Annotated in this window: 19 protein-coding genes; 8 read left to right on the top strand and 11 right to left on the bottom strand. The window is 70.6% G+C overall.

Features of this window, described 5'->3' with window-relative positions:
- Window positions 1-413 precede the first annotated feature (413 nt).
- Complete coding sequence (locus tag OHO83_RS18795) at window positions 414-920, bottom strand: DinB family protein (RefSeq protein WP_266673704.1); 507 nt, start codon at window positions 918-920, stop codon at window positions 414-416.
- Window positions 921-1,019: 99 nt separating this feature from the next.
- Here OHO83_RS18795 and OHO83_RS18790 point away from each other — a divergent pair, with 99 nt between their 5' ends.
- On the top strand, window positions 1,020-1,808 hold the full coding sequence (locus OHO83_RS18790; protein WP_266673707.1) for a class I SAM-dependent methyltransferase: 789 nt from the start codon (window positions 1,020-1,022) through the stop codon (window positions 1,806-1,808).
- Between the two features lie 317 nt (window positions 1,809-2,125).
- Here OHO83_RS18790 and OHO83_RS18785 read toward each other — a convergent pair whose 3' ends face one another.
- A complete protein-coding gene (locus OHO83_RS18785) occupies window positions 2,126-2,461 on the bottom strand; it encodes a DUF192 domain-containing protein (RefSeq protein ID WP_266673708.1) in 336 nt (111 codons plus the stop codon).
- Window positions 2,462-2,798: 337 nt separating this feature from the next.
- On the opposite strand from OHO83_RS18785, the gene OHO83_RS18780 reads away from it, so the two are divergent.
- The gene (locus tag OHO83_RS18780; protein WP_266673709.1) at window positions 2,799-3,314 is read left to right on the top strand and encodes a hypothetical protein; all 516 of its coding nucleotides are present in this window, start codon (window positions 2,799-2,801) and stop codon (window positions 3,312-3,314) included.
- A gap of 49 nt (window positions 3,315-3,363) precedes the next feature.
- Here OHO83_RS18780 and mgrA read toward each other — a convergent pair whose 3' ends face one another.
- Window positions 3,364-4,404: an L-glyceraldehyde 3-phosphate reductase gene (mgrA, locus tag OHO83_RS18775; RefSeq protein ID WP_116510475.1), complete on the bottom strand. Its 1,041-nt coding sequence runs from the start codon at window positions 4,402-4,404 to the stop codon at window positions 3,364-3,366.
- A gap of 133 nt (window positions 4,405-4,537) precedes the next feature.
- On the opposite strand from mgrA, the gene OHO83_RS18770 reads away from it, so the two are divergent.
- From OHO83_RS18770 to OHO83_RS18755, 4 genes are all read left to right on the top strand, one after another.
- Window positions 4,538-5,299, top strand: coding sequence for an isoprenyl transferase (locus OHO83_RS18770; RefSeq protein WP_116510472.1), 762 nt, complete (start codon window positions 4,538-4,540; stop codon window positions 5,297-5,299).
- Between the two features lie 320 nt (window positions 5,300-5,619).
- Window positions 5,620-6,939: a PhoH family protein gene (locus OHO83_RS18765; RefSeq protein ID WP_266673711.1), complete on the top strand. Its 1,320-nt coding sequence runs from the start codon at window positions 5,620-5,622 to the stop codon at window positions 6,937-6,939.
- Window positions 6,940-7,348: 409 nt separating this feature from the next.
- On the top strand, window positions 7,349-8,080 hold the full coding sequence (locus OHO83_RS18760) for a lytic transglycosylase domain-containing protein (RefSeq protein WP_266673712.1): 732 nt from the start codon (window positions 7,349-7,351) through the stop codon (window positions 8,078-8,080).
- A 146-nt stretch (window positions 8,081-8,226) separates the two neighbouring features.
- Window positions 8,227-9,627 (top strand): AI-2E family transporter, encoded by a 1,401-nt coding sequence (locus tag OHO83_RS18755; protein WP_266673713.1) that lies wholly within the window; start codon window positions 8,227-8,229, stop codon window positions 9,625-9,627.
- Between the two features lie 95 nt (window positions 9,628-9,722).
- Here OHO83_RS18755 and OHO83_RS18750 read toward each other — a convergent pair whose 3' ends face one another.
- Both OHO83_RS18750 and OHO83_RS18745 read right to left on the bottom strand, forming a co-directional pair.
- Entirely contained in the window at window positions 9,723-10,253 is a 531-nt protein-coding gene (locus OHO83_RS18750) for an alkyl hydroperoxide reductase (protein ID WP_227297019.1), read from the bottom strand.
- Between the two features lie 6 nt (window positions 10,254-10,259).
- Window positions 10,260-10,814, bottom strand: a complete 555-nt coding sequence (locus OHO83_RS18745; protein WP_100598182.1) for a peroxiredoxin — start codon at window positions 10,812-10,814, stop codon at window positions 10,260-10,262.
- Between the two features lie 155 nt (window positions 10,815-10,969).
- Here OHO83_RS18745 and OHO83_RS18740 point away from each other — a divergent pair, with 155 nt between their 5' ends.
- The gene (locus tag OHO83_RS18740) at window positions 10,970-11,911 is read left to right on the top strand and encodes a LysR substrate-binding domain-containing protein (RefSeq protein ID WP_382477354.1); all 942 of its coding nucleotides are present in this window, start codon (window positions 10,970-10,972) and stop codon (window positions 11,909-11,911) included.
- 37 nt (window positions 11,912-11,948) lie between these two features.
- Here OHO83_RS18740 and OHO83_RS18735 read toward each other — a convergent pair whose 3' ends face one another.
- The 5 genes from OHO83_RS18735 to OHO83_RS18715 all read right to left on the bottom strand — a co-directional run bounded on the left by OHO83_RS18735 (window position 11,949) and on the right by OHO83_RS18715 (window position 16,881).
- Complete coding sequence (locus OHO83_RS18735; RefSeq protein WP_266673715.1) at window positions 11,949-14,354, bottom strand: FtsX-like permease family protein; 2,406 nt, start codon at window positions 14,352-14,354, stop codon at window positions 11,949-11,951.
- A complete protein-coding gene (locus OHO83_RS18730; RefSeq protein ID WP_266673717.1) occupies window positions 14,351-15,037 on the bottom strand; it encodes an ABC transporter ATP-binding protein in 687 nt (228 codons plus the stop codon). The genes OHO83_RS18735 and OHO83_RS18730 overlap by 4 nt, the downstream gene beginning before the upstream one ends.
- On the bottom strand, window positions 15,034-15,561 hold the full coding sequence (locus OHO83_RS18725; protein ID WP_266673719.1) for a PadR family transcriptional regulator: 528 nt from the start codon (window positions 15,559-15,561) through the stop codon (window positions 15,034-15,036). The genes OHO83_RS18730 and OHO83_RS18725 overlap by 4 nt, the downstream gene beginning before the upstream one ends.
- Window positions 15,562-15,673: 112 nt before the next feature.
- On the bottom strand, window positions 15,674-15,955 hold the full coding sequence (locus tag OHO83_RS18720; protein WP_266673721.1) for a hypothetical protein: 282 nt from the start codon (window positions 15,953-15,955) through the stop codon (window positions 15,674-15,676).
- Entirely contained in the window at window positions 15,952-16,881 is a 930-nt protein-coding gene (locus tag OHO83_RS18715; RefSeq protein WP_266673723.1) for an SPFH domain-containing protein, read from the bottom strand. Before OHO83_RS18715 ends, OHO83_RS18720 begins: the two co-directional genes overlap by 4 nt.
- Window positions 16,882-17,149: 268 nt before the next feature.
- Between OHO83_RS18715 and OHO83_RS18710 the strand changes: the two genes are divergently transcribed.
- Window positions 17,150-19,426, top strand: coding sequence for a transglycosylase domain-containing protein (locus OHO83_RS18710; protein WP_266673725.1), 2,277 nt, complete (start codon window positions 17,150-17,152; stop codon window positions 19,424-19,426).
- Window positions 19,427-19,489: 63 nt separating this feature from the next.
- Here the strand turns inward: OHO83_RS18710 and OHO83_RS18705 are convergent, their stop codons facing one another.
- Window positions 19,490-21,646 (bottom strand): SpoIIE family protein phosphatase, encoded by a 2,157-nt coding sequence (locus OHO83_RS18705; RefSeq protein ID WP_266673727.1) that lies wholly within the window; start codon window positions 21,644-21,646, stop codon window positions 19,490-19,492.
- Between the last annotated feature and the right edge of the window lie 40 nt (window positions 21,647-21,686).

The following is a 21,686-nucleotide window of genomic DNA, read 5'->3' as shown; positions in this document are numbered from 1 at the left end:
GAGAACCCCCGTAGGCCGAGGCCGGGCGGACGTGACCTCCCCCGCCCGCTTCAGCGGGGCAGGCTCCGCGAACCGGGCGGGAGTTCGGTCAGACCTCGGCGTCGGCCACGCGGCCCTCGCCCGGCAAGTCATCGACCGGCCCACGACGTTCACGCGCCCGCCTCCCCCTGATCCAGCGGTCGGCGCGTGACGTTCGCGCGCCCGTCTCCCCGCGTTCCAGCGGTCGGCGCGTGACGTTCGCGCGCCCGTCTCCCCGCGTTCCAGCGGTCGGCGCGTGACGTTCGAGCGCCTGTCTCCCCGCGTTCCAGCGGTCGGCGCGTGACGTTCGCGCGCCCGTCTCCCCGCGTTCCAGCGGTCGGCGCGTGACGTTCGCGCGCCTGTCTCCCCGCGTTCCAGCGGTCGGCACCCGATCGTCATCGCTTCGGCGTCGCCTGGTGATCCCCCGCCGCGCCGTCGATCAGTTCCCGCAGGATGTCGATGTGGCCCGCGTGCCGGGACGTCTCCTCCAGCATGTGGATGAGAACCCACCGCATCGACACCTTCCTGCCGTCCCACGACGTGCCGGTCTCCTCGAGCCCGACCTCGGCGATCACGGTGTCGGCCGCGGCCCGCGCCCGGCCGTAGAACGCGGTGATGCTCTCCGTCGACTCCTCGGGACCCACCCGCAGGTCCTCGTCCGTCTCCGCGTCGAACCACAGCGGCTCCACCGGCCGTCCGAACGTCTCGCAGAACCAGCCGTACTCGACCGACGCCAGGTGCTTGACCAGGCCGAGGAGGCTGTTCCCCGAGGGCGACATCGGCCTCCGTACCTGCTCCTCGTCGAGACCCTCCAGCTTCCAGAGCACCACGTCGCGGTGCCGGTCCAGAGCCGCCAGCAGACTTTCCTTCTCGCCCCCGGTGTAGGGCACGTGGATTCCCATGCCGGGGAACGTAGCAGCGCCCGCCGACAACGCCCCCTGCCGCGCGGTCCGTACAAAAAGCACGTGCCGACGAGGGAACGCCGCTGCGAACATGGCTCCATGAGCACACCCCCCACCCACGCCGGCCGCCCCTTCGACGAGCTCCTCGCGGAGGCGGCCGCCGCCCCCGTGGAGGGCTGGGACTTCTCGTGGTTCGAGGGCCGGGCCACCGAGGAGCGGCCCTCCTGGGGGTACGCGCGTGCCATGGGCGAGCGCATGGGCCGGGCCTCGGCCGGGCTCGACCTCCAGACCGGCGGCGGCGAGGTACTCGCCTCCGCCCCGAAGCTGCCCCCGCTGATCGCCGCCACCGAGGGCTGGCCGCCCAACGTCGCCAAGGCCTCGGCGCTGCTCGCCCCGCGCGGTGTCGTGGTCGTCGCCTCGCCGGAGGACGCGCCGCTGCCGTTCGCCGACGGCACGTTCGACCTGGTGACCAGCCGCCACCCGGTGAAGGCCCCGTTCGCCGAGATCGCCCGGGTGCTGACGCCCGGCGGTACGTACTTCGCGCAGCACGTCGGCCCGAGCAGCGTCTTCGAGGTCGTCGAGTTCTTCCTCGGCCCGCAGCCGGAAGAGGTCAGGAACGGCCGTGACCCGGAGGGCGAGCGCGCCGAGGCGGAGGCGGCCGGCCTCGATGTCGTCGACCTGCGCGCGGAACGTCTGCGTATCGAGTTCTACGACGTCGGGGCCGTCGTCCACTTCCTGCGCAAGGTGATCTGGATGGTCCCGGGCTTCACCGTCGATGCGTACCGGCCGCGACTTTTTGAGCTGCATGAACGGATCGCGAAGGAAGGGCCGTTCGTCGCCCACAGCACCCGCCACCTGATCGAGGCCCGCAAGCCGGTCTCCGGGTGATTCACGGCAATTGGTGTGCAAGGGGGAGGAGTTCGCCGGGCCTCTTCCGGAAGCCCGTCTTCCAACCGATTCCGCATCGTTATCGACCATGGCTCGCGACACGTGTCACCGTCACGTAGGTTCAGACCAAGGTAATTCGCGTGAGCAAAGCTGCGCGGCGGCACCGTGCAGTGGAGGGGGCTGCGCGGTGCCGCGTGCCTTCCCCTCGTCCACGGTCACCGGACCTCGCGCGCCACGGTCACCGGACCTCCCGCGATCACCGGACCGTCCCGCGAGACGCGAGACGCGAGACGCGAGACGCGAGACGCGAGACGCCCTCACCGCCCCAGGATCGTCACCCGCACGCCCCGCCGTACCCCCCACCGCGCCATCGCCCCCGCCTCGGACTCCAGGACGCACCGGGCGCGCAGTCGGGGGAGTCCGATCCGCCCCGGCCGCATCGTCCGCACGGCGAGCACCGTGCCGCGCCGGTCCAGATACGCCACATCCATGACGAAGCGCATCCCCACGGTGTGGACGCTCGACGACGACGTCAGCAGGAGCGCGCCGTTCACCCCGTCCCGGCCGAGGAGGCCGCGTCGCCGCGCCGGTCCCGACTCCGCGATTTCCAGCGGCAGTTCGGCCCCGAGTCCCGGCACGGTGAAGGTCGCCATGGGGGCGCAGCCAACCTTCGGGGCCGCTGTGGCGTCAAGTGCGCGTCCCTGGCCCGACTAACCCGTGCGAGGGACGCCACGGGTGGGCCGCAAGCCGGGAAAACCGTTGCGAAACCCCGCCCGAACCGGCCGGAAACAGACGTCCAGCCGTCGTCGGGTGACTTCGGAGAGTAGTTGTGGCGCGCTGATGCACCCACCAACACTTACGAAGGGTTATGGTGGAACCCCCCCCTCGGGCCGGTCCGTCTCCCCCCCACGGACCGGCCCGTTTTTTTGTCTCCGACCGGGCCGCGCGCGTGCGCCCCCGGGGCGCGGCGCCGCGATTAGAGTCCCCGGCATGCCGAACGACTTTCCGCACCAGGCGTCGCCCACCGCTCCCGCCCCGTCCGGAGGCCCGGGTCAGCGCGGCACTCCCGTCCCCTACATCCCCGGCCCCTACAACGCGACCGGACCGTACGGGACGAACCCGCAGTCCCCCGCGCCACCCCTGAGCATGCCGCCCTCGCTCCACGCCGCCCGGACGACCACGTACGTGATGGTCGGCCTCGCACTCCTCGCCTCCGTGGCGGTCGGCGTGACGGAGGGGGCGCGGGCCGCCGGCGCCGCGTTCGGCGGGAACATCCTCGGTGTCGTGCTGCTGGTCCTCGCCTGCTTCTACGGGAAGGCGGGGCGTGGGCTGCGCGTCACGTCGATCGTCATCGCGAGCGTGCAGATCCTGCTCGGCCTGAGCGCAACGATGCGCGGCAACATCGGTGGGCCCATCGCGCTGGTCGGAGCGGTCGTCATGGTCGTCCTGCTCGGCCAGGCGAGCACGGGCGCGTGGTTCCGCAGGCCGCGTACCCCCGGCGCCTAGGGAGTGTCCTGGCGCGAGGGCCGCGGCCCGCGGATCGGAACGGGTGGGATCAGCTCCGCCCGGCCCAGATGTTCGTGCCCGGGGTCGACACCGCGAACGAGTCGATTTCGGACAGCTCTTCGTCGGTGAGCTTCGGGCCCGCCAGCGCCGCCACGTTCTCCTCGAGCTGCCGGACGCTGGAGGCGCCGATCAGGGCCGACGTCATCCGCTCGTCCCGCAGCACCCAGTTGAGCGCGAGCTGCGCGAGGGACTGGCCGCGGCGCTGGGCGATGTCGTTCAGGCCGTTCAGCCGGCGGATGACCTCGGAGTCGCCCGCGAGGCCCGGGTCGAGGGACTTGCCCTGCGTGGCGCGCGACCCCTCCGGGATGCCCTTCAGGTACTTGTCCGTGAGCAGGCCCTGCGCGAGCGGCACGAAGGAGATGCAGCCCATCCCGGCCGTCTCCAGCGTGTCGAGCAGGCCGTCGTCCTCGGTCCAGCGGTTGATCATCGAGTACGAGGGCTGGTGGATGAGCGCGGGGACACCCATCTCCTTCAGCAGGCGCGCCGCCTCGGCGGTCTGCTCGCTGTTGTACGAGGACACACCCACGTACAGCGCCTTGCCCTGCTGCACGGCGGACGCGAGCGCGCCCATCGTCTCCTCGAGCGGGGTGTCCGGGTCGAAGCGGTGGGAGTAGAAGATGTCGACGTAGTCGAGGCCCATCCGGGACAGGGACGCGTCGAGGGACGACAGCAGGTACTTGCGGCTGCCCCACTCCCCGTACGGACCAGGGTGCATGAGATAACCCGCCTTGGTCGAAATGACCAGCTCATCCCGGTACGGGGCGAAGTCCTGGGCGAACATCTTGCCGAAGTTCAGCTCGGCGGAGCCGGCGGGCGGCCCGTAGTTGTTCGCCAGGTCGAAGTGGGTGACACCGATGTCAAAAGCGCGGCGGAGGATCTCCCGCTGCGAGTCGAGGGTGCGGTCGTCACCGAAGTTGTGCCACAGGCCGAGCGAGATCGCGGGCAGCTTGAGACCGCTGCGGCCGGTGCGCCGGTACTCCATAGAGTCGTAGCGGTCCGCGGCGGCGCGGTAGGAAGACGTGTCGTTCATGGGTACGAAGCTACGTCAGAGCACCGACAGCCCACAGCATCGGAGCACAGACACCCCACAATGAGGAAGACGCCTCACAGCGGTAGGCTTTCGCCCTCGGGGACTGCCGTCTGCACGGAGGGGCTGAAAGACAGTGAACCTGCGCGACCTGGTGTACGGACTTTACGCACGCCGGGTGGAAGGCCGTCTCGACCACGATCAGGTGCCCAAACACATCGGGGTCATCCTCGACGGGAACAGGCGCTGGGCGAAGGCCTCCGGAGGCACTGCGGCGCAGGGCCACCAGGCCGGCGCGTACAAGATCGAGGAGTTCCTCGGCTGGTGTGCCGAGACGGACGTCGAGGTCGTCACCCTCTGGATGCTGTCGACGGACAACTTCGACCGTCCCGAGGAGGAGCTGCGGCCGCTCCTCGGCATCATCGAGGAGACCGTCCGCAGCCTCGCCGTCGACGGCCGCTGGCGCGTCCACCACGTCGGCACCCTCGACCTCCTCCCCGCCCGCACCCAGACCGTCCTCAAGGAGGCCGAGCAGGCCACCGCCGACAACACGGGAATACTCGTGAACGTCGCGGTCGGCTACGGCGGCCGCCAGGAGATCGCCGACGCGGTGCGCTCCCTGCTGCTGGACCACGCGGACAAGGGAACCGCCCTCGAGGAGATCGCCGAGAGCGTCGACATCGACCAGATCTCCAAGCACCTCTACACCAGCGGGCAGCCCGACCCCGACCTCGTCATCCGCACGAGCGGCGAGCAGCGCCTGTCCGGATTCATGCTCTGGCAGTCGGCCCACTCCGAGTACTACTTCTGCGAAGTTTTCTGGCCCGCCTTCCGCAAGGTGGACTTCCTGCGCGCCCTGCGCGACTACGCCGCCCGTCACCGGCGTTACGGCGGCTGACCTCGGGGACGTACGTCACCAGGAGTTAACACGCGCGCCGTCATATGCCGTGGCATGGCCGCGCGTGTTCGAGGGAATAAGCCTTCCAGGTCGATGTCCGATTCACGGACGTCGAGTCTCAGCGGACGGCACGGGGCTGTCCGCCCGGGAGGCCCTTTGCGCCAGGACGACCACGCGGGGAGCACGTGCTCCGCTGGAGAGGCTGGGGGCCGGTCCACGGCCCACGCATCGCGGCCGTCGACCGGCGGGTACGACCCGCCCCGCCCGGCCCGGGATCCCTCTGTCGCTCCCCGACCTCATCCGAGGGGGTACGTCCTTCCGTGGTGACCAGCAACAAGCGCCAGCCCGACCGGCGCACTTATGTTCTCGACACCAGCGTCCTGCTGGCCGACCCGAACGCCCTGACCAGGTTCGACGAGCACGAAGTGGTGCTCCCGATCGTCGTGGTCACGGAACTGGAGGCCAAGCGGCACCATCCGGAGCTCGGATACTTCGCCCGGCAGGCCCTGCGCCTGCTCGACGACTTCCGTGTCCGTCACGGACGCCTGGACGCCCCGATCTCCATCGGCGATCTGGGCGGGACCCTGCGCGTCGAGCTCAACCACTCGGATCCGGGCGTTCTCCCGGCGGGTTACCGCCTGGGGGACAACGACTCCCGCATCCTCGCCGTCGCCCGCAACCTCCAGGCCGAGGGATACGACGTCACCGTCGTCTCCAAAGACCTGCCGCTGCGCATCAAAGCGTCATCGGTCGGCCTGCTCGCCGAGGAGTACCGCGCCGAGCTCGCCATCACGGACTCCGGCTGGACCGGGATGTCCGAGCTGCGGCTCTCCGGTGAGCAGGTGGACCTCCTCTTCGAGGAGGAGAGCCTGTACGTACCGGAGGCGGCGGAGCTGCCCGTCCACACCGGCCTCACCATCCAGTCCGAGCGCGGCAAGGCGCTCGGCAGGATCACGGCCGAGGGCAACGTCCGTCTGGTGCGCGGCGACCGTGAGGCGTTCGGCATCAAGGGACGCAGCGCCGAGCAGCGCATCGCGCTCGATCTGCTCCTCGACCCGGACATCGGGATCCTGTCGATGGGCGGCCGGGCCGGCACCGGAAAGTCGGCGCTCGCGCTCTGCGCGGGTCTCGAAGCGGTGCTCGAACGGCGCCAGCACCAGAAGGTGATGGTCTTCCGTCCGCTGTACGCGGTGGGCGGCCAGGAGCTCGGCTATCTGCCCGGCACCGAGGCCGAGAAGATGGGCCCGTGGGCGCAGGCGGTCTTCGACACGCTCGGGTCCGTCGCCGGCAAGGCCGTCATCGAGGAGGTCACCGCGCGCGGCATGCTGGAGGTCCTGCCGCTGACCCACATCCGCGGCCGCTCCCTGCACGACGCGTTCGTGATCGTGGACGAGGCCCAATCACTCGAACGGAACGTCCTTTTGACCGTTCTGTCGAGGATCGGGGCGAATTCGCGGGTCGTACTCACGCACGACGTGGCGCAGCGGGACAACCTCAGGGTCGGCCGTTACGACGGTGTGGTCGCCGTCGTCGAAAAGCTGAAGGGGCACCCGCTGTTCGCGCACGTCACGCTCACGCGGTCGGAGCGTTCACAGATCGCGGCCCTGGTCACCGAGATGCTGGAGGACGGCCCCTTGTGAGGAGAGAGCGAGTGAAGCGCCCCACCTTGTAGGGGTTACGCGGTAGTTGGCGCCGCCCGGCGAAGCGCAGGAGCTTAGCCGGGCGGCGTTGTGCCGTGCGCTTGTTTCCGTGAAACCGCTGGGGCAAACGAGGTGTGAGCTTTCCCACTTGGATGAGAATTGCCTTGAGGCAACCGCGTCCGGCAGAGTCTCAGTCCTGTCAGGCCCCGCATACGACACTTGTGCATCCACAGCGTTAAGAGCACCACGGACACCAGAACTTCACAGAGGCCGTCGTATGCCGCCCGAGCACCACGCGGCTCTCCCGTACCGGGAGTTGCCCACCGGGCCCGTGTCTCCCGTGACCCCGCAGTTGGGAGGCCAGCGTCAGGGGCAAGATTGCGTCCGCGAGGGTCACCTACAGCGGGCGATGCTGGAAGGAAACCGTGTGAGCCGGATTTCGGTCCGGGGATTCGCAGTGGCTTCGGCCACCGCGGTCACCACAGTCGGCGCAGTCGTGGGTGTTGCCTCGGGCAGCACCGCTCAGCCCTCCACCAACGAGGCTGAGGCCACGGCGAGCGACGCGACCCTCCTCGCCGACATACCCGCGGGCCAGCAGGCCCAGGTGCAGACCGCCACGCTGACGCAGCAGGCGGAGACGCAGGCCATCGCCGCGGACAACGCCGCTCAGAAGTCGGCGGAGGAAGCAGCCCGTAAGAAGGCCGCCGAGGACGCCGTCGCCAAGCAGAAGGCGGCCGCCGACGCCAAGGAGAAGGCGGAGAAGGAAGCCAAGGAGCGCGAGGAGGCCAAGAAGGTCGCCAGCCGCTCGGCCACCCGCGACGCCTCCAGCTTCGCCACGCAGGCCTCTTACTCGACGTCGCAGATTCAGGCGATGGCGCGTCAGATGGTTCCCGCCGGGCAGTTCCAGTGCTTCAGCAACATCGTGGACCACGAGTCCAGCTGGAACTACCGGGCGACCAACGCCTCCTCCGGTGCCTACGGTCTCTTCCAGGCGCTGCCCGCGTCCAAGTACTCCAGCGCGGGCGCCGACTGGCAGACCAACCCGGCCACCCAGATCAAGTGGGGCCTCAACTACATGGACAGCCGCTACGGCAGCCCGTGTGAGGCCTGGACCTTCTGGCAGGCCAACCACTGGTACTAGAAGCCGGTACAGCTTCATGACGGGCCCGGGCCCGTCAACCTTCCTGAGCCCCTCGCCGTCATACGGTGAGGGGCTTCGGGCATGTACGGTCGGAGCCGACGACTCCCGGGGGAGTGGTGACAGAGCACGGGGGAAGAGGGCGGATCATGTCGCGAGTTCCAGGATGGCTCGGCCGTCTCGGCAATGAGCTCAGCCGGATGGGGGAGCGGTTGGACGAGCGCCGCGCCGAGGCCGAGCGGGACGACAGCGGGGACGACTCCGCTCCGGGCACCGCTCCGCACGCCCCTGATGCCGCTCGGGCCTCCGGGCACACGGCCGCCGAGGCGCCCCAAGTGCCCGTCACCCGGCCGGAGAACGGCGTCGGCGACCACGTACCCCCGCCACCCGCGTACGCGCCCGCGATAGCGGCCAGGCCCGACCCCGTCGTGGCCGTGCCATGGGGGATGCGGGTCGCGGCCGAGGCCGGCTGGCGGCTGCTCGTCCTCGCGGGCACCCTCTGGGTCCTGATCAAGGTCATCAGCGCGGTGCAGCTGGTGGTGTACGCGTTCGTGGCCGCGATGCTCATCACCGCGCTCCTCCAGCCGACGGTGGCCCGCCTGCGGAGGCACGGCGTGCCGCGGGGCCTGGCGACCGCGCTCACCGCGATCCTCGGCTTCGTCATCATGGGACTCGTCGGCTGGTTCGTCGTCTGGCAGGTCCAGGAGAACATCGACAACCTCTCGGACCAGATCCAGGACGGCATCGACGAGCTGCGCAGATGGCTCCTCAACAGCCCGTTCCATGTGACCGAGAGTCAGATCAACGACATCGCCAAGTCCCTGCGCGACGCGGTCGGCGCCAACACCGACCAGATCACGTCCGCCGGCCTCGAAGGCGTGACCGTCATCGTCGAGGCCCTCACCGGCATCCTGCTCACGATGTTCTCGACGCTGTTCCTGCTCTACGACGGCCGGCGCATCTGGGAGTGGACCACCAGGCTCGTCCCGGCGCAGGCCCGTCCGGGCATCTCGGGTGCGGGCCCCCGTGCGTGGCGCACGCTCACCGCGTACGTGCGCGGCACGGTGATAGTCGCCCTCATCGACGCGATCTTCATCGGGCTCGGCATCTTCTTCCTCGGCGTCCCGATGGCGGTGCCGCTCGCCGTCTTCATCTTCCTGTTCGCGTTCATCCCGCTGGTGGGCGCGGTGATTTCGGGAGCGCTCGCGGTGGTGGTGGCCCTGGTGACCCAGGGCGTCTTCACGGCCGTCATGACGCTCGCGGTGGTACTGGCCGTGCAGCAGATCGAGGGCCACATCCTCCAGCCGTTCATCCTGGGCCGGGCCGTGCGGGTGCATCCGCTCGCCGTGGTGCTGTCTGTGGCGGCCGGCGGAATGGTCGCCGGGATCGGCGGGGCCGTGGTGGCGGTGCCGCTCGTGGCCGTGACGAACACGGTCGTCGGCTATCTGCGCGCGCACTCACGTGAGGCGGCGCTGCGGCAGGCGCCTTCGCCGCACGGGGCGACGGCCATCGACGTGGCGCCGGTCGATCCGGCGGCCGGGAAGAGCTAGGGCCTTTCGTCCGGACATACGAGAACGCCGGGCGGGCTGAATTTTCTTCAGCCCGCCCGGCGTTCTCGTATGCGGTGACCGAGGTGATCCGTCCGTCAGGACAGGACGTCCTCGGAGTCCAGGGTGACGCCCACGGCCTGGACGACCGCGGCGATCTTGAACGCTTCCTGGATCGTCTCGCGGTCGACGCCCGCCTTGCGCAGCACCTGCTCGTGCGAGTCGAGGCACTGGCCGCAGCCGTTGATCGCGGAGACCGCGAGCGACCACAGCTCGAAGTCGACCTTCTCGACGCCCGGGTTGCCGATGACGTTCATCCGCAGGCCGGCGCGCAGCGTCCCGTACTCCGGGTCGGAGAGCAGGTGGCGCGTGCGGTAGAAGACGTTGTTCATCGCCATGACGGCGGCGGCCGACTTGGCGGCCGTGTACGCCTCCGGCGACAGGTTGGCCTTCGCCTCCGGCTCCAGCTCACGCAGCACGCGCGGGGAGCGGGACGCGATCGCGCAGGCGAGCACGGTGCCCCACAGCTGCTGCTGCGGCAGGTCGGAGTTGCCGATGACCGAGCCGAGGTTCAGGCGCAGGTCCTTGGCGTAGTCCGGGACGGCGGACTTGAGTTCGTCGAGAGCCATGTCAGATCACTCGCCCGACAGGAGCGCGACCGGGTCGAGGGTGTTCTCGCCCTTGGTCCAGTTGCACGGGCACAGCTCGTCGGTCTGCAGGGCGTCGAGGACCCGCAGGACCTCCTTGGGGTTACGGCCCACGGAACCGGCGGTCACCATCGTGAACTGGATCTCGTTGTTCTGGTCGACGATGAAGACGGCGCGCTGCGCGAAGCCGTCCTCGCCCTCGATGCCGAGGTCGCGCATGAGCTCGTGCTTCGAGTCGGCGAGCATCGGGAAGGGCAGGTCGGTCAGGTCCGGGTGGTCCTTGCGCCAGGCGTGGTGCACGAACTCGGAGTCGCCGGAGAAGCCGAGGATCTGGGCGTCACGGTCGGCGAACTCGTCGTTCAGCTTGCCGAACGCGGCGATCTCGGTCGGGCACACGAAGGTGAAGTCCTTGGGCCACGCGAAGACGATCTTCCACTTGCCCTCGTAGGTCTTGTGGTCGATCTGCTCGAACTCCTTGCCCTTCTCCAGGGAGACACAGGCAGTCAGGTCGAACTGGGGGAACTTGTCACCGACAGTGAGCACGCACTACTCCTTGCAGCATGGATGGGCCCTTTTTGAGGGCTTTCCAAGGGGGTTGGACTGGTCACGATCGTGGCACAGGGTGCATTGATTATGGAAATAGCTAGACTCGGTCGTGTTGATCGGAACCGGCTATCAGTAGCCGTAGGTAAAGGGGAGTGACCGTGGCCGGCATCAAGCGGCGACAGCCGAGCCTCGCGCAGCTGCGCGCCTTCGCCGCCGTCGCGGAACATCTGCACTTCCGGGACGCGGCCGCCGCGATCGGTATGAGCCAGCCCGCGCTCTCCGGCGCCGTGTCCGCCCTGGAGGAGTCCCTCGGCGTGACCCTGCTCGAACGCACGACCCGCAAGGTGCTGCTCTCACCCGCGGGTGAGCGGCTCGCGGTGCGCGCGAAGGCCGTGCTCGACGAGGTGGGCGCGCTGATGGAGGAGGCCGAGGCGGTGCGGGCGCCGTTCACGGGAGCGCTCCGGCTCGGCGTGATCCCCACCGTGGCGCCCTACCTCCTGCCGGCGGTCCTGCGCCTCGTCCACGAGAAGTACCCGGACCTGGACCTCCAGGTCCACGAGGAGCAGACGTCGTCGCTGCTGGAAGGGCTCGCGGCCGGGCGCCTCGATCTGCTGCTGCTGGCCGTGCCGCTGGGGATGCCCGGCGTCAGCGAACTGCCCCTGTTCGACGAGGACTTCGTGCTCGTCACGCCGCTCGACCACTGGCTCGGGGGCCGGGAGGGCATCCCGCGCGAAGCGCTGCGTGAGCTGCGGCTCCTGCTGCTCGACGAGGGGCACTGCCTGCGCGACCAGGCGCTCGACATCTGCCGTGAGGCCGGCCGCGCGGACGCCCCGGTGACCACGACGGCCGCCGGCCTGTCCACGCTGGTCCAGCTCGTCGCGGGCGGGCTCGGTGTGACGCTGCTTCCGCGCACCGCGCTCGCCGTGGAGACCAGCCGCAGCAGCCAGTTGCTCACCGGGTTCTTCGAGGACCCGGCGCCGACCCGCCGCATCGCCCTCGCCATGCGGACGGGCGCCGCGCGCAGCGCCGAGTACGAGGAGCTGGCCGCGGCCCTGCGCGAGGCGGTGCGGTCGCTGCCGGTACGGGTGCTGTGATTGCGGGGCGCGACAACTCCCGTACCGGCAGGGCGTGTCATTCGGTGCGCAGACCGTCCGGCCGCATCATGCGCCACAGCGGCGGCAGGCTGAGGAGCGTCACCACCACGATGAGCGCGGCGCCGCCGGCCGTCAGGGGCGCGAACGCCCACCAGTCGGTGACCTGCTTGTCGATCATGCGGGTCATGACGTAGCCCAGGCCGAGCCCGCCGCCGACCGCCAGGCCGAGTCCGAGGGCGACCGGGATCGCCGTCTGCCACAGGATCGACCAGGCCATCGAGCGGCGCCGTGTGCCGAACGCGGTCAGAGCCGCCAACAGCCGCTTGCGCTCCCGCAGTTGCTCCAGCGTGGAGACCAGCATGGACGCCGCGATCAGGGCCATCGTCGCGGCCGCGCCGATCTGCAGCCCCCTCGCGATGCTCGCGTACTGCTTGTCGCGGTTGACGGCCTTGATCGACATCACGTCGAGCAGCGGATCGATGTGGGCCGCGGTGTTGCGCGCGTACTCCTCGGCGTCCGGCACCTTCGGGTCGATCTGCACCATGGCGGTGGTCGTGGCCTCGGTCAGCTTCGCGATGTCGATCGCGCCGGGAGTGGCGAGGATGCCGTCGACCTTGTCGCCCGTCGGGCTGGGCCGCGCCTGGACGGTGCGGGTGCCCGCGGGCAGCGTCCACAGTTCCTGGCCCGCCTTGCTGCCGTCGCCGGGCCCGACGTCGACGGGCTTGCCGGGGCGTGCCGACTCGTCGACCCAGTCGTTCATCTTCCGGTCCCCGGTGTGCGAGACGAACGTGTCGCCGTCGTGGCAGCTGCCGACGCGGGCCAGCTCGCGCAGGGTCGCGCAGGTGCCGACGCTGATCGTCGTCGTGGGCGGGATGTCGCCCTCCGCGACCGGGCCGGGGCGCGTGGCGTACGTCGACACGGTGCCGATGACGCTCTTGACGCCCTTCGTGTGGCGGAACTCGTCGATCATCCGCTGTGCGAGCCTGCCGTCGCCGACCTGGGAGTTCACGGTCAGCTGGGCGCGGTGCGGGTCCTGGCCCGTGACCCGGTTGAAGTCGTCGTGCATCGACGCGAACATCATCTGCAGGGCGACCGCGCCGGCCACCGCGATGGTGATGCCGCTGACCGCGCGGGCCGCGGTGCCGCTGCTCAACTGGAGCCGTCGCGTGGCCAGTTGCCACGGCACCGGGCCGCCGCGCAGCCGGGCCACGACCGATTCGAGCAGCCAGGGAAGCAGCGTGCTCAGGCCGACCAGGGCCAGGGTCGCGCCGGTGGCGATGGCGTACACGTTGATGTCCTGGTCGGTACTGCTGACCCGGCCGATGGCCAGCAGGATCCCGATGCCCGCGACGGGCAGGAGCAGTCGCCACCACAGACGCCGCCTGCGGGGCGCGCCGCCGCGCACGACACCGAGCGGCTCGATGGCCACCGAGCGCAGCGAGAAGACGGTGACCAGGACCGCCGAGAGCGGCACGGCCACGACGATCAGCGCGGCGAGCACCGGCACCGGCCGCAGGTCCGACGGGAACGCGCTGACCTTGTCGAGGTCGACGACGGCGACCAGTTGACGGATGGCGAGGAAGAACACGGTGCCGACGGCCAGGCCGAGCAGCGCCCCGAACAGGGACTCGCCCGCCGCGATCCGCCGTACCGCCCTGGCGTCCGCGCCGACCAGGCGCAGCGCGGCCAGACGCCGGTCGCGCCGGTCGCCGCCGAACCGCACCGCCGTACCGATGAAGACGGCCACGGGCGTGAGCAGTACGACGCAGATCAGTACGACGAGCACCATCAGGAGCGCGTTCAGCGGCTCCGACATGTCGTAGCCGAACCTCGCCGCCCGGTAGGCGCCGTCGTGGGTCGTGAGGGTGCCGGATCCCGCGTAGTAGAAGAGCTCCTGGGGGGAGACCAGGCCGGCGTCGGCGATCGTTCCCGTGACGCGGTAGTCGCGGAAGCGCTCCTTGAGGAGCCTCGCGCCGGGGTCGTCCAGGAGGTCGCGCAGCGCGGGTGAGACCACCATCTCGTGGTCACCGGGCAGCGTGCCGAGGCCCGGCGGCAGGACGGGCCGGCCGCCTTCGGCCCGTACGAACCTGCCCTCCAGTGAGCGGTCGCGGAACGTCGTGAACGTGTCCCGCATCAGCACGGTCGTGTCCGACCGTTTGATCTTGCCCGCGAGGGTCATCCGGTCCGCGGCCTCACGCGCCGAGGAGCGGTCGCTGCGGTGGTCGGTCAGGTACGGCACGGACGCGGCGCCCAGCAGCAGCGCGACGCCGAGGCCCACACCGACGGCGGTGAGGATCGTGCGGACCCAGCCCTCGCGCCCGCCGCCGGCCGCGAAGCGCATGCCCATGCCCAGATCGCGGATCCAGGCACGCGCGCCGGTGGGCGCGGAGGCCTCCGCCGTGTCCGCGGGCGCGGGCTGCGGCTTCGTACGCGTCACGCTCATGCGATGCGCTCCATGTCGCGGGACCTGCCGTCGCGGACGATGATCTCGCGGTCCGAGTAGGCGGCGACGCGGGCCTCGTGGGTGACGAGGACGACGGCGGCGTGGGTCGAGCGGGCGGCTTCGGTGAGCAGCTCCATGACGCGCTCGCCGTTGAGGGAGTCCAGGGCGCCGGTGGGTTCGTCGGCGAACAGGACGCGGGGGCCGGTGGCCAGGGCACGGGCGACGGCGACGCGCTGGCCCTGTCCGCCGGAGACCTCGCCGGGGCGCTGGCCGGTGAGGTCGTCGACCTCCAGGCGCTCCATCCAGGCACGGGCGGTGGCCTCGGCGGCCTTGCGCTTGGCGCCGTTGAGGCGCAGGGGCAGGGCGACGTTCTCCAGGCAGGTGAGTTCGGGGACGAGCTGGCCGAACTGGAAGACGAAGCCGAAGTCGCTGCGGCGCAGGGAGCTGCGGGCGGCGTCGGACAGGGTGGCGAGGTTCTGTCCCGCGTAGGTGATGGTGCCTTCGTCGGGCGTGACGATGCCGGCGAGGCAGTGCAGGAGGGTCGATTTGCCGGAGCCGGAGGGGCCCATGACGGCGACGACCTCGCCGGGGTGGACGGAGAACTCGGCGCCGTCGAGTGCCTTGGTGGCGCCGTACGTCTTGTGCAGACCGTGGGCGGTCAGGAGGGAGCCGGCGGGGGTCATGGCTTGCGCACCTCCGCGGCGAGCTTGTCCAGGCGGGCGGCGGTGAGTTCGAGCCAGCGCAGGTCCGCTTCGAGGTGGAACAGGGCGTGGTCGCAGATGAGCTGGTCGGCGAGGTCGCCCTTGCGCTTGCGGTCGGTGAGGATGCGCATCATGCGCAGGTGCTCGGCGCGCTGGGTGTCCAGGACCGTGGCGGCGTCGCGCTCGGTGAGCAGCGCGAGAACGACCTTGGTGTAGAGGACGGAATGGAGGTACGGCTCGGGTGCCTCGGGGGTGGCGAGCCAGCGCTGGACATCGGTGACGCCGGCGTCGGTGATGGCGTAGCGCTTGCGTTCCGGGCCGCCGCCGGCCTCGATCCCGTCGACCTCGACCAGGCCGTTCTTCAGGAGCCGGGACATGGTCGAGTAGACCTGTCCGTAGTGCAGCGGCTTGTCGTGCCCGAAGGTGGCGTCGAAGGTGCGCTTGAGGTCGTAGCCGTGCCGTGGGCCGGCCTCGAGAAGTCCCAGAAGGGTGTGACCGATGGACATGCCGGCCACTATACATAGCGGGTATACGTCGTGTGTATAGCCGCTCAGGGGTGGGGTTCCGGGAGGGCTTCGGGGAAAGCGTGAACGGTCCGGGGCGTGTGCCCCGGACCGTTCACTCCGCGTCGCCGCCCGTGGGTCCCTTGGGCGGCCGCCCCCGCCGCGGCAGCGGTCCCGCCGAGCCGGGCAGCCGCCCGGCCTCCGCGAGAGCGCGCCGCAGCAGGAACTCGATCTGCGCGTTCGCCGACCGCAGGTCGTCCCCGGCCCACCGCGCGAGCGCGTCGTACACGAGCGGGTCGAGCCGCAGCAGTACCTGCTTGCGCTGCGGCCGCGACCGGCGTGCGGGCCCCTGAGGTGGCTCCTCGTGCCCCTCGTGCGCCTCGTCGGAGGGGCTCACTGGTAGAGCGTTCCCGTGTTCAGGACCGGCTGGGCGGCGCGGTCCCCGCACAGGACCACGAGCAGATTGCTGACCATGGCCGCCTTGCGCTCCTCGTCGAGCGCCACGAAGTCCTGCTCCGTGATCCGGGCGAGCGCGTCCTCGACCATGCCGACCGCGCCGTCCACGATGAGCCGCCGCGCCGCGACCACGGCGCCCGCCTGCTGGCGCTGGAGCATGGCCGAGGCGATCTCGGGGGCGTACGCGAGGTGCGTGAACCGGGACTCGATGATCTGCACGCCCGCGGTCTCCACGCGCGCGTGGAGCTCGACGGCGAGCTTCTCGGTGATCTCCTCGGCGTTGCCGCGCAGCGAGAGGCCGGCCTCGTCGTGCGCGTCGTAGGGGTACTCGATGGCGATGTGCCGCACGGCGGCCTCGGTCTGCGTGGCGACGAACTCCAGGAAGTTGTCCACCTCGAAGGTGGCCTGCGCCGTGTCCTCGACGCGCCACACGACGACGGCGGCCAGCTCGATCGGGTTGCCATAGGCGTCGTTGACCTTGAGGACGGCCGTCTCGTGGTTGCGTACGCGGGTCGAGATCTTGGTGCGGGACGTCAGTGGGTTCACCCAGCGCAGGCCGTCCTCGCGGATCGTGCCCCGGTAGCGGCCGAAGAGCTGGACGACGCGGGCCTCGCCCGGCGCCACCATGTTCAGCCCGCACATCGCGAAGAACGCGGCTATCGCGACCACGACGCCGAGGACGATCAGCCCCGCCTTCGCGCCGGCCGAGGACAGCGAAGCGCCGGCCGCGATGAGGGCGACGCCCGCGATGAGCCCGATGAGGCCGAGCAGCAGGGCGAGCCCGCCGCCGATGCTGTGGGCGACGACCTCCTTGACGCGCGGCTTGGGCATCTCGGGTACGTCGGCTGTGGTGTCCGTCTCGGACATGAGGGTCCCCGTCCTGTGAGCTGGCGGTTCTCGCGAACCAGGTCTAGCAAAGTGATATCACTTTATCGCGTGCGGCAACCATCTGCACCTCTCGGTCGTCGGTTCCCATGAGACAGGTGCTGATTGTCACGTCCGGAAATGCCCGGATCGGCAGTCTTTTGCCCTTAGGTGCGGTGTTAGCTTCATGAGCTGATTCAGCACCGATGAGTGTGAAGTGCGCACTGTGCGCGCGGACGTGTCAGCGACTAGAAGCGGAGTACCGGGAGCCATGGGTCGAGCGGACGAGAGACGAGCACGGACGCGCGGCGGCGCGCGCCGGGCGGCGCGCGGGGGCTCGTCCACCCGGCGGACGGGTATACGCCGCTTCTTCACCTGGAAGAAGATCGTCGGCACGTTCCTCGGCCTGTGCCTGCTCGGCATGGGCGCGTTCATCGTGCTGTACCTGGTGATCGACGTGCCCGAGGGCAACCCGGACGCGATGCGGCAGAGCAACGTCTACAAGTACAGCGACGGCAAGACCATGGCCCGTGTCGGCCAGGTCAACCGCGAGATCGTCGATCTCTCCGAGGTGCCCCCGGGTGTGCAGCACACCTTCGTCGCCGCTGAGAACAAGACGTTCTACAAGGACAAGGGCATCGACCTGAAGGGCACCGCCCGCGGCGTGATCAACACGGTCACCGGCAAGGGCAAGCAGGGTGGTTCGACGATCACCCAGCAGTACGTGAAGAACTACTACCTCACGCAGGACCAGACCGTCACGCGCAAGCTGAAGGAACTGGTCATCTCGCTGAAGGTGGACCGCAAGAAGTCCAAGGAAGACATCCTCGCGGGCTACATCAACACCAGCTTCTACGGCCGCAGTTCGTGGGGCATCCAGGCCGCCGCCCAGGCCTACTACGGCGTCGATGCCAAGGATCTGAACGTGGAGCAGGGCGCGTATCTGGCTGCGCTCCTCCAGGCCCCGAACCAGTACGACTGGGGCATCGCCTCGGACACCGGCAAGAAGCTCGCCAAGGAGCGCTGGAACTACGTCCTGGACAACATGGTCGACATGCACTGGCTCAGCGCCAGCGAGCGCGAGGGCATGACGTTCCCCAAGCCGAAGGCGCCGAAGGCCGCCGCCGGGCTCGAGGGCCAGGAAGGCTACCTCTACACCGCCGCCAAGGCCGAGGTGATGAAGGACCTGAACCTCACCGAGGCGCAGTTCGACGCGGGCGGCTACACGGTCACCCTCAACATCGACCGCAAGAAGCAGAAGCAGCTGGAGAAGTCGGTCAGGCAGCAGTTGACCGACAACCTGAACCCGAAGAGCAAGAAGGCCGACTCCCGGGTGCAGGCCGGTGCCGCCTCGGTCGACCCGAAGACCGGCAAGGTCCTCGCGCTGTACGGCGGTGAAGGGCTCAGCAAGCACTACGTCAACAACGCGACCCGCCCCGACTACCAGCCGGCCTCCACCTTCAAGCCGCTGATCCTCGCGGCCGCCCTGGAGAACAACGCCACGACGCAGAACGGGCAGTCGATCAAGGCGAGCACGATCTACGACGGCACCAACAGGCGGCCCGTCGTCAGCGATGGGCAGAAGGTCGGCTTCGCCCCGCCGAACGAGGACGACCACAGCTACGGCCCGGTCACCGTGCAGACCGCCATGAACAAGTCCATCAACTCCGTCTTCGCGCAGATGGGCGTCGATGTCGGCATGGACCAGGTCATGGCGACCGCAAAGAAGCTCGGCATGGACGACGCCGACCTCAAGCCGTACCCGGCGCAGACCCTGGGCACCATGGGCGCGAGCCCAATGGAGATGGCCGGTGTCTACGCGACGCTCGACAACCATGGCAAGCAGGTCACTCCGCAGATCGTGAAGTCCGTGTCCAAGCAGGGCCAGGACATCCCGCTGCCGGACGCGATCGGCAACCAGGTGATCAGCCGAGGCGCCGCGGACTCGGTCACCTCGGTCCTGACCGGCGTGGTCGACGACGGTACGGCGAAGACCTCGGTGCGCGACAACCCGGCCCGCGACGGTCAGAAGGTGGCCGGCAAGACCGGTACCTCCGACGACAACAAGTCGGCCTGGTTCACCGGCTACACGCCGGATCTGGTCACCTCGGTGGGCCTGTTCGGCGAGGGTGCGCTGAAGACCTCGGAGGCGGGCGCGCATGTCTCGATGAAGGGCGCCGGCGGTCTGCCCCGCGTCGACGGCGGCAGCTTCCCGGCCCGTATCTGGGCCCAGTACACCTTCAACTCGACCAGCCCCACGGCCGAGTTCGACCTCGACACCGACATGGGTGCGGCCGTCGAGGTGCCGTCCACCCCGCAGGACACCCCGAGTGCCCCGGAGTCCACCCCCGAGGACACCCCGAGCGCCCCGGAGTCCACCCCAGAGGACACTCCGAGTGCCCCGGAGTCGACCCCCGAGTCCACCCCGCCGACCGACGACCCGTCAGGCGGCGTCACGCCCCCGACCGCCCCGTCGTCGCCGACCTTCGGCGTCCCGGAGGACCCGGCCGACTCGGGCAGCAACAAGCCACGCGGCCTGACCGGCTGACTGTGACGCACGCGAGTGGGGCCCGGAACCGTACGGTTCCGGGCCCCACTCGCATGTCCGGGTTCAGGCGGTGCCGTTCCCGTGCGGCAGCTCGAACCACACGACCTTGCCGGTGCTCAGCCGCGTCGCACCCCAGCGCCGCGCCAGCCTGTTCACCAGGTACAGGCCGCGCCCGCCCTCGTCCGTGGCGCGGGCCTGGCGCAGCCGCGGCAGCTGCGGCACGTCGTCGCCGACCTCGCAGCGCAGCACGTCGGTCCGCAGCAGGCGCAGCGTGACGGGCCGGGACGCGTACCGCACGGCGTTCGTCACGACCTCGCTGACAAGGAGCTCCACCGAGTCCGTCAGCTCCTCCAGACCCCACCGGGCGAGCGCGCTGCGCGCCAGACGGCGGGCCCGGCCCGGCGCCGCGTCCTCGGGGTCGAGGAGCCAGTAGGCGACGTCGCTCGGCGCGATCCCGTCGAACCGGGCCGCGAGCAGCGCGATGTCGTCGTCCCGGTCGCCCGGACCGAGCATGTCGAGGACCTCGTCGCACAGCGCCTCGAGCGGCGGCGGATGGTCGGGGCCCGTCAGCTGGGCCGTCGCGGCGAGCCGCTCCCGCAGCTGCTCTATCCCGGTCCACACGTCCCGCAGCCGCGACTCGACCAGACCGTCCGTGTAGAGGAGGAGCGTCGCGCCCGCCGGGGCGTCCAGCTCGACCGCCTCGAAGTCGACGCCGCCGACACCGATGGGGGCGCCCGGCGGGACCCGGAGCACCTCGGCGCGGCCTCCCAGGTGCAGCAGGACCGGCGGCGGGTGGCCCGCGTTGGCGATGGTGATGCGGTGCGAGACCGGGTCGTAGACCGCGTACAGGCAGGTCGCCATGCGGTCGCTGCCGAGGCGCTGGGCCTGCTCGTCCAGATGGTGCAGGACCTCCTGCGGCGGCAGGTCGAGACCGGCGAGGGTCTGCGCGGTCGTGCGCAGCTGACCCATGATCGCGGCGGAGGTCATGGAGTGGCCCATGACGTCGCCCACGACCAGGGCGACGCGGCTGCCGGGCAGCGGGATCGCGTCGTACCAGTCGCCGCCCACGCGCGCGGTCTCCGCGGCCGGCAGATACCGGGACGCGAGGCGCACGCCCGTCGGCCGCGGCAGCGTCTCGGGCAGCATCGTGCGCTGGAGCTCGTCGGCGATGTACGCCTCGCGGCCGTACAGGACGGCCTTGTCGATGCCGAGCGCGCTGTGCGTGGCGAGCTGCCCCGCGACCAGGAGGTCGTCGTTCTCGAACGCGTGGCGCTCGGGGCGGCGCAGGAAGACGACCGCGCCGATCACCCGGCGGCGCCCGCGCAGCGGCGCGAGGATCGCCCGCTGCCCGGTGGGCAGGGCGAGGTCCGGGTCGTCGCCGAGCAGCTCCGGCAGCGCGGCCAGGGCGGCGGGCGAGTCCGCGAAAACGGGCCGTACGCCCCTCAGCACCTCGGCCAGCGCGCCGCCGGTCCGCACCTCGCACAGCTCGGCGGTGACGGGGTCGCCCTGGGCGGTGCCGCCCGCCATCGTGAGGAGTCCGCCGCCGTCGGTGTCCGGGTCCTCGGCGCCCTCCTCGATGAGCCGCAGCCGGTCCGTCCTGCGCAGCCGCAGCACGACGGGCCCGGTGGGCCGCTCGTCGCCGACCGGCAGCGGGTCCCGCAGATACACCAGGATCACGTCGGAGAACGTGGGCACGGAGGCGCGGCACAGACCCATGACGATCTCGTCGAGGTCAATCCCGCGGGCGATCCGCCGGGTCGCGGCACCCACGAAGCGCAGCCGGTCCCCGTCCCGCCGCATCGGGACGGGTGTCCCCGGCGGGCGCGGCTGTCCGCTGCGCCGGTCGGGCGCGGGCCTCGGCCGGTGGGGATCGTCCGGTCCGGCGTCCGACAGGGCGTGTTCGGGCGCGCTCCCACCCGCCCCGGAAGCGGAGCCGGGCTTGCGCCGCCCGGGCACGCCACCGCCACCGCTCTCACGGCGCGGGGGCTCGGGTACGGGTGCCGCGCCGGAGTGCTCGGGCGCGGCGCCGCGCGGTGCGGAGGCACCGGAGGCGGGCGCGCGGCGCGCGGGATCGGCGTCGTCGGCGGACGCGGTCGGTCCGGGGCGCCCCTGAGCGGGGAACGCGTCGGAGGCGCGCCTCAGAGCCCCGCGGGGGTCCGCGGGGGCGGCGGGGCGGGCGGCCGGCCGGCGGCCCTCGTGGGAGGTGGGGTGCTCCGTCACGCGTTTCGAATCCGTCCGTCCTGGGCTGCGCGCCTAACGA

It is taken from the genome of Streptomyces sp. NBC_00569, assembly GCF_036345255.1.
Lineage (GTDB): Bacteria > Actinomycetota > Actinomycetes > Streptomycetales > Streptomycetaceae > Streptomyces.
The sequence above is the reverse complement of the archived record's forward strand: the minus strand, read 5'-3'. Positions and strand labels throughout refer to the sequence as shown.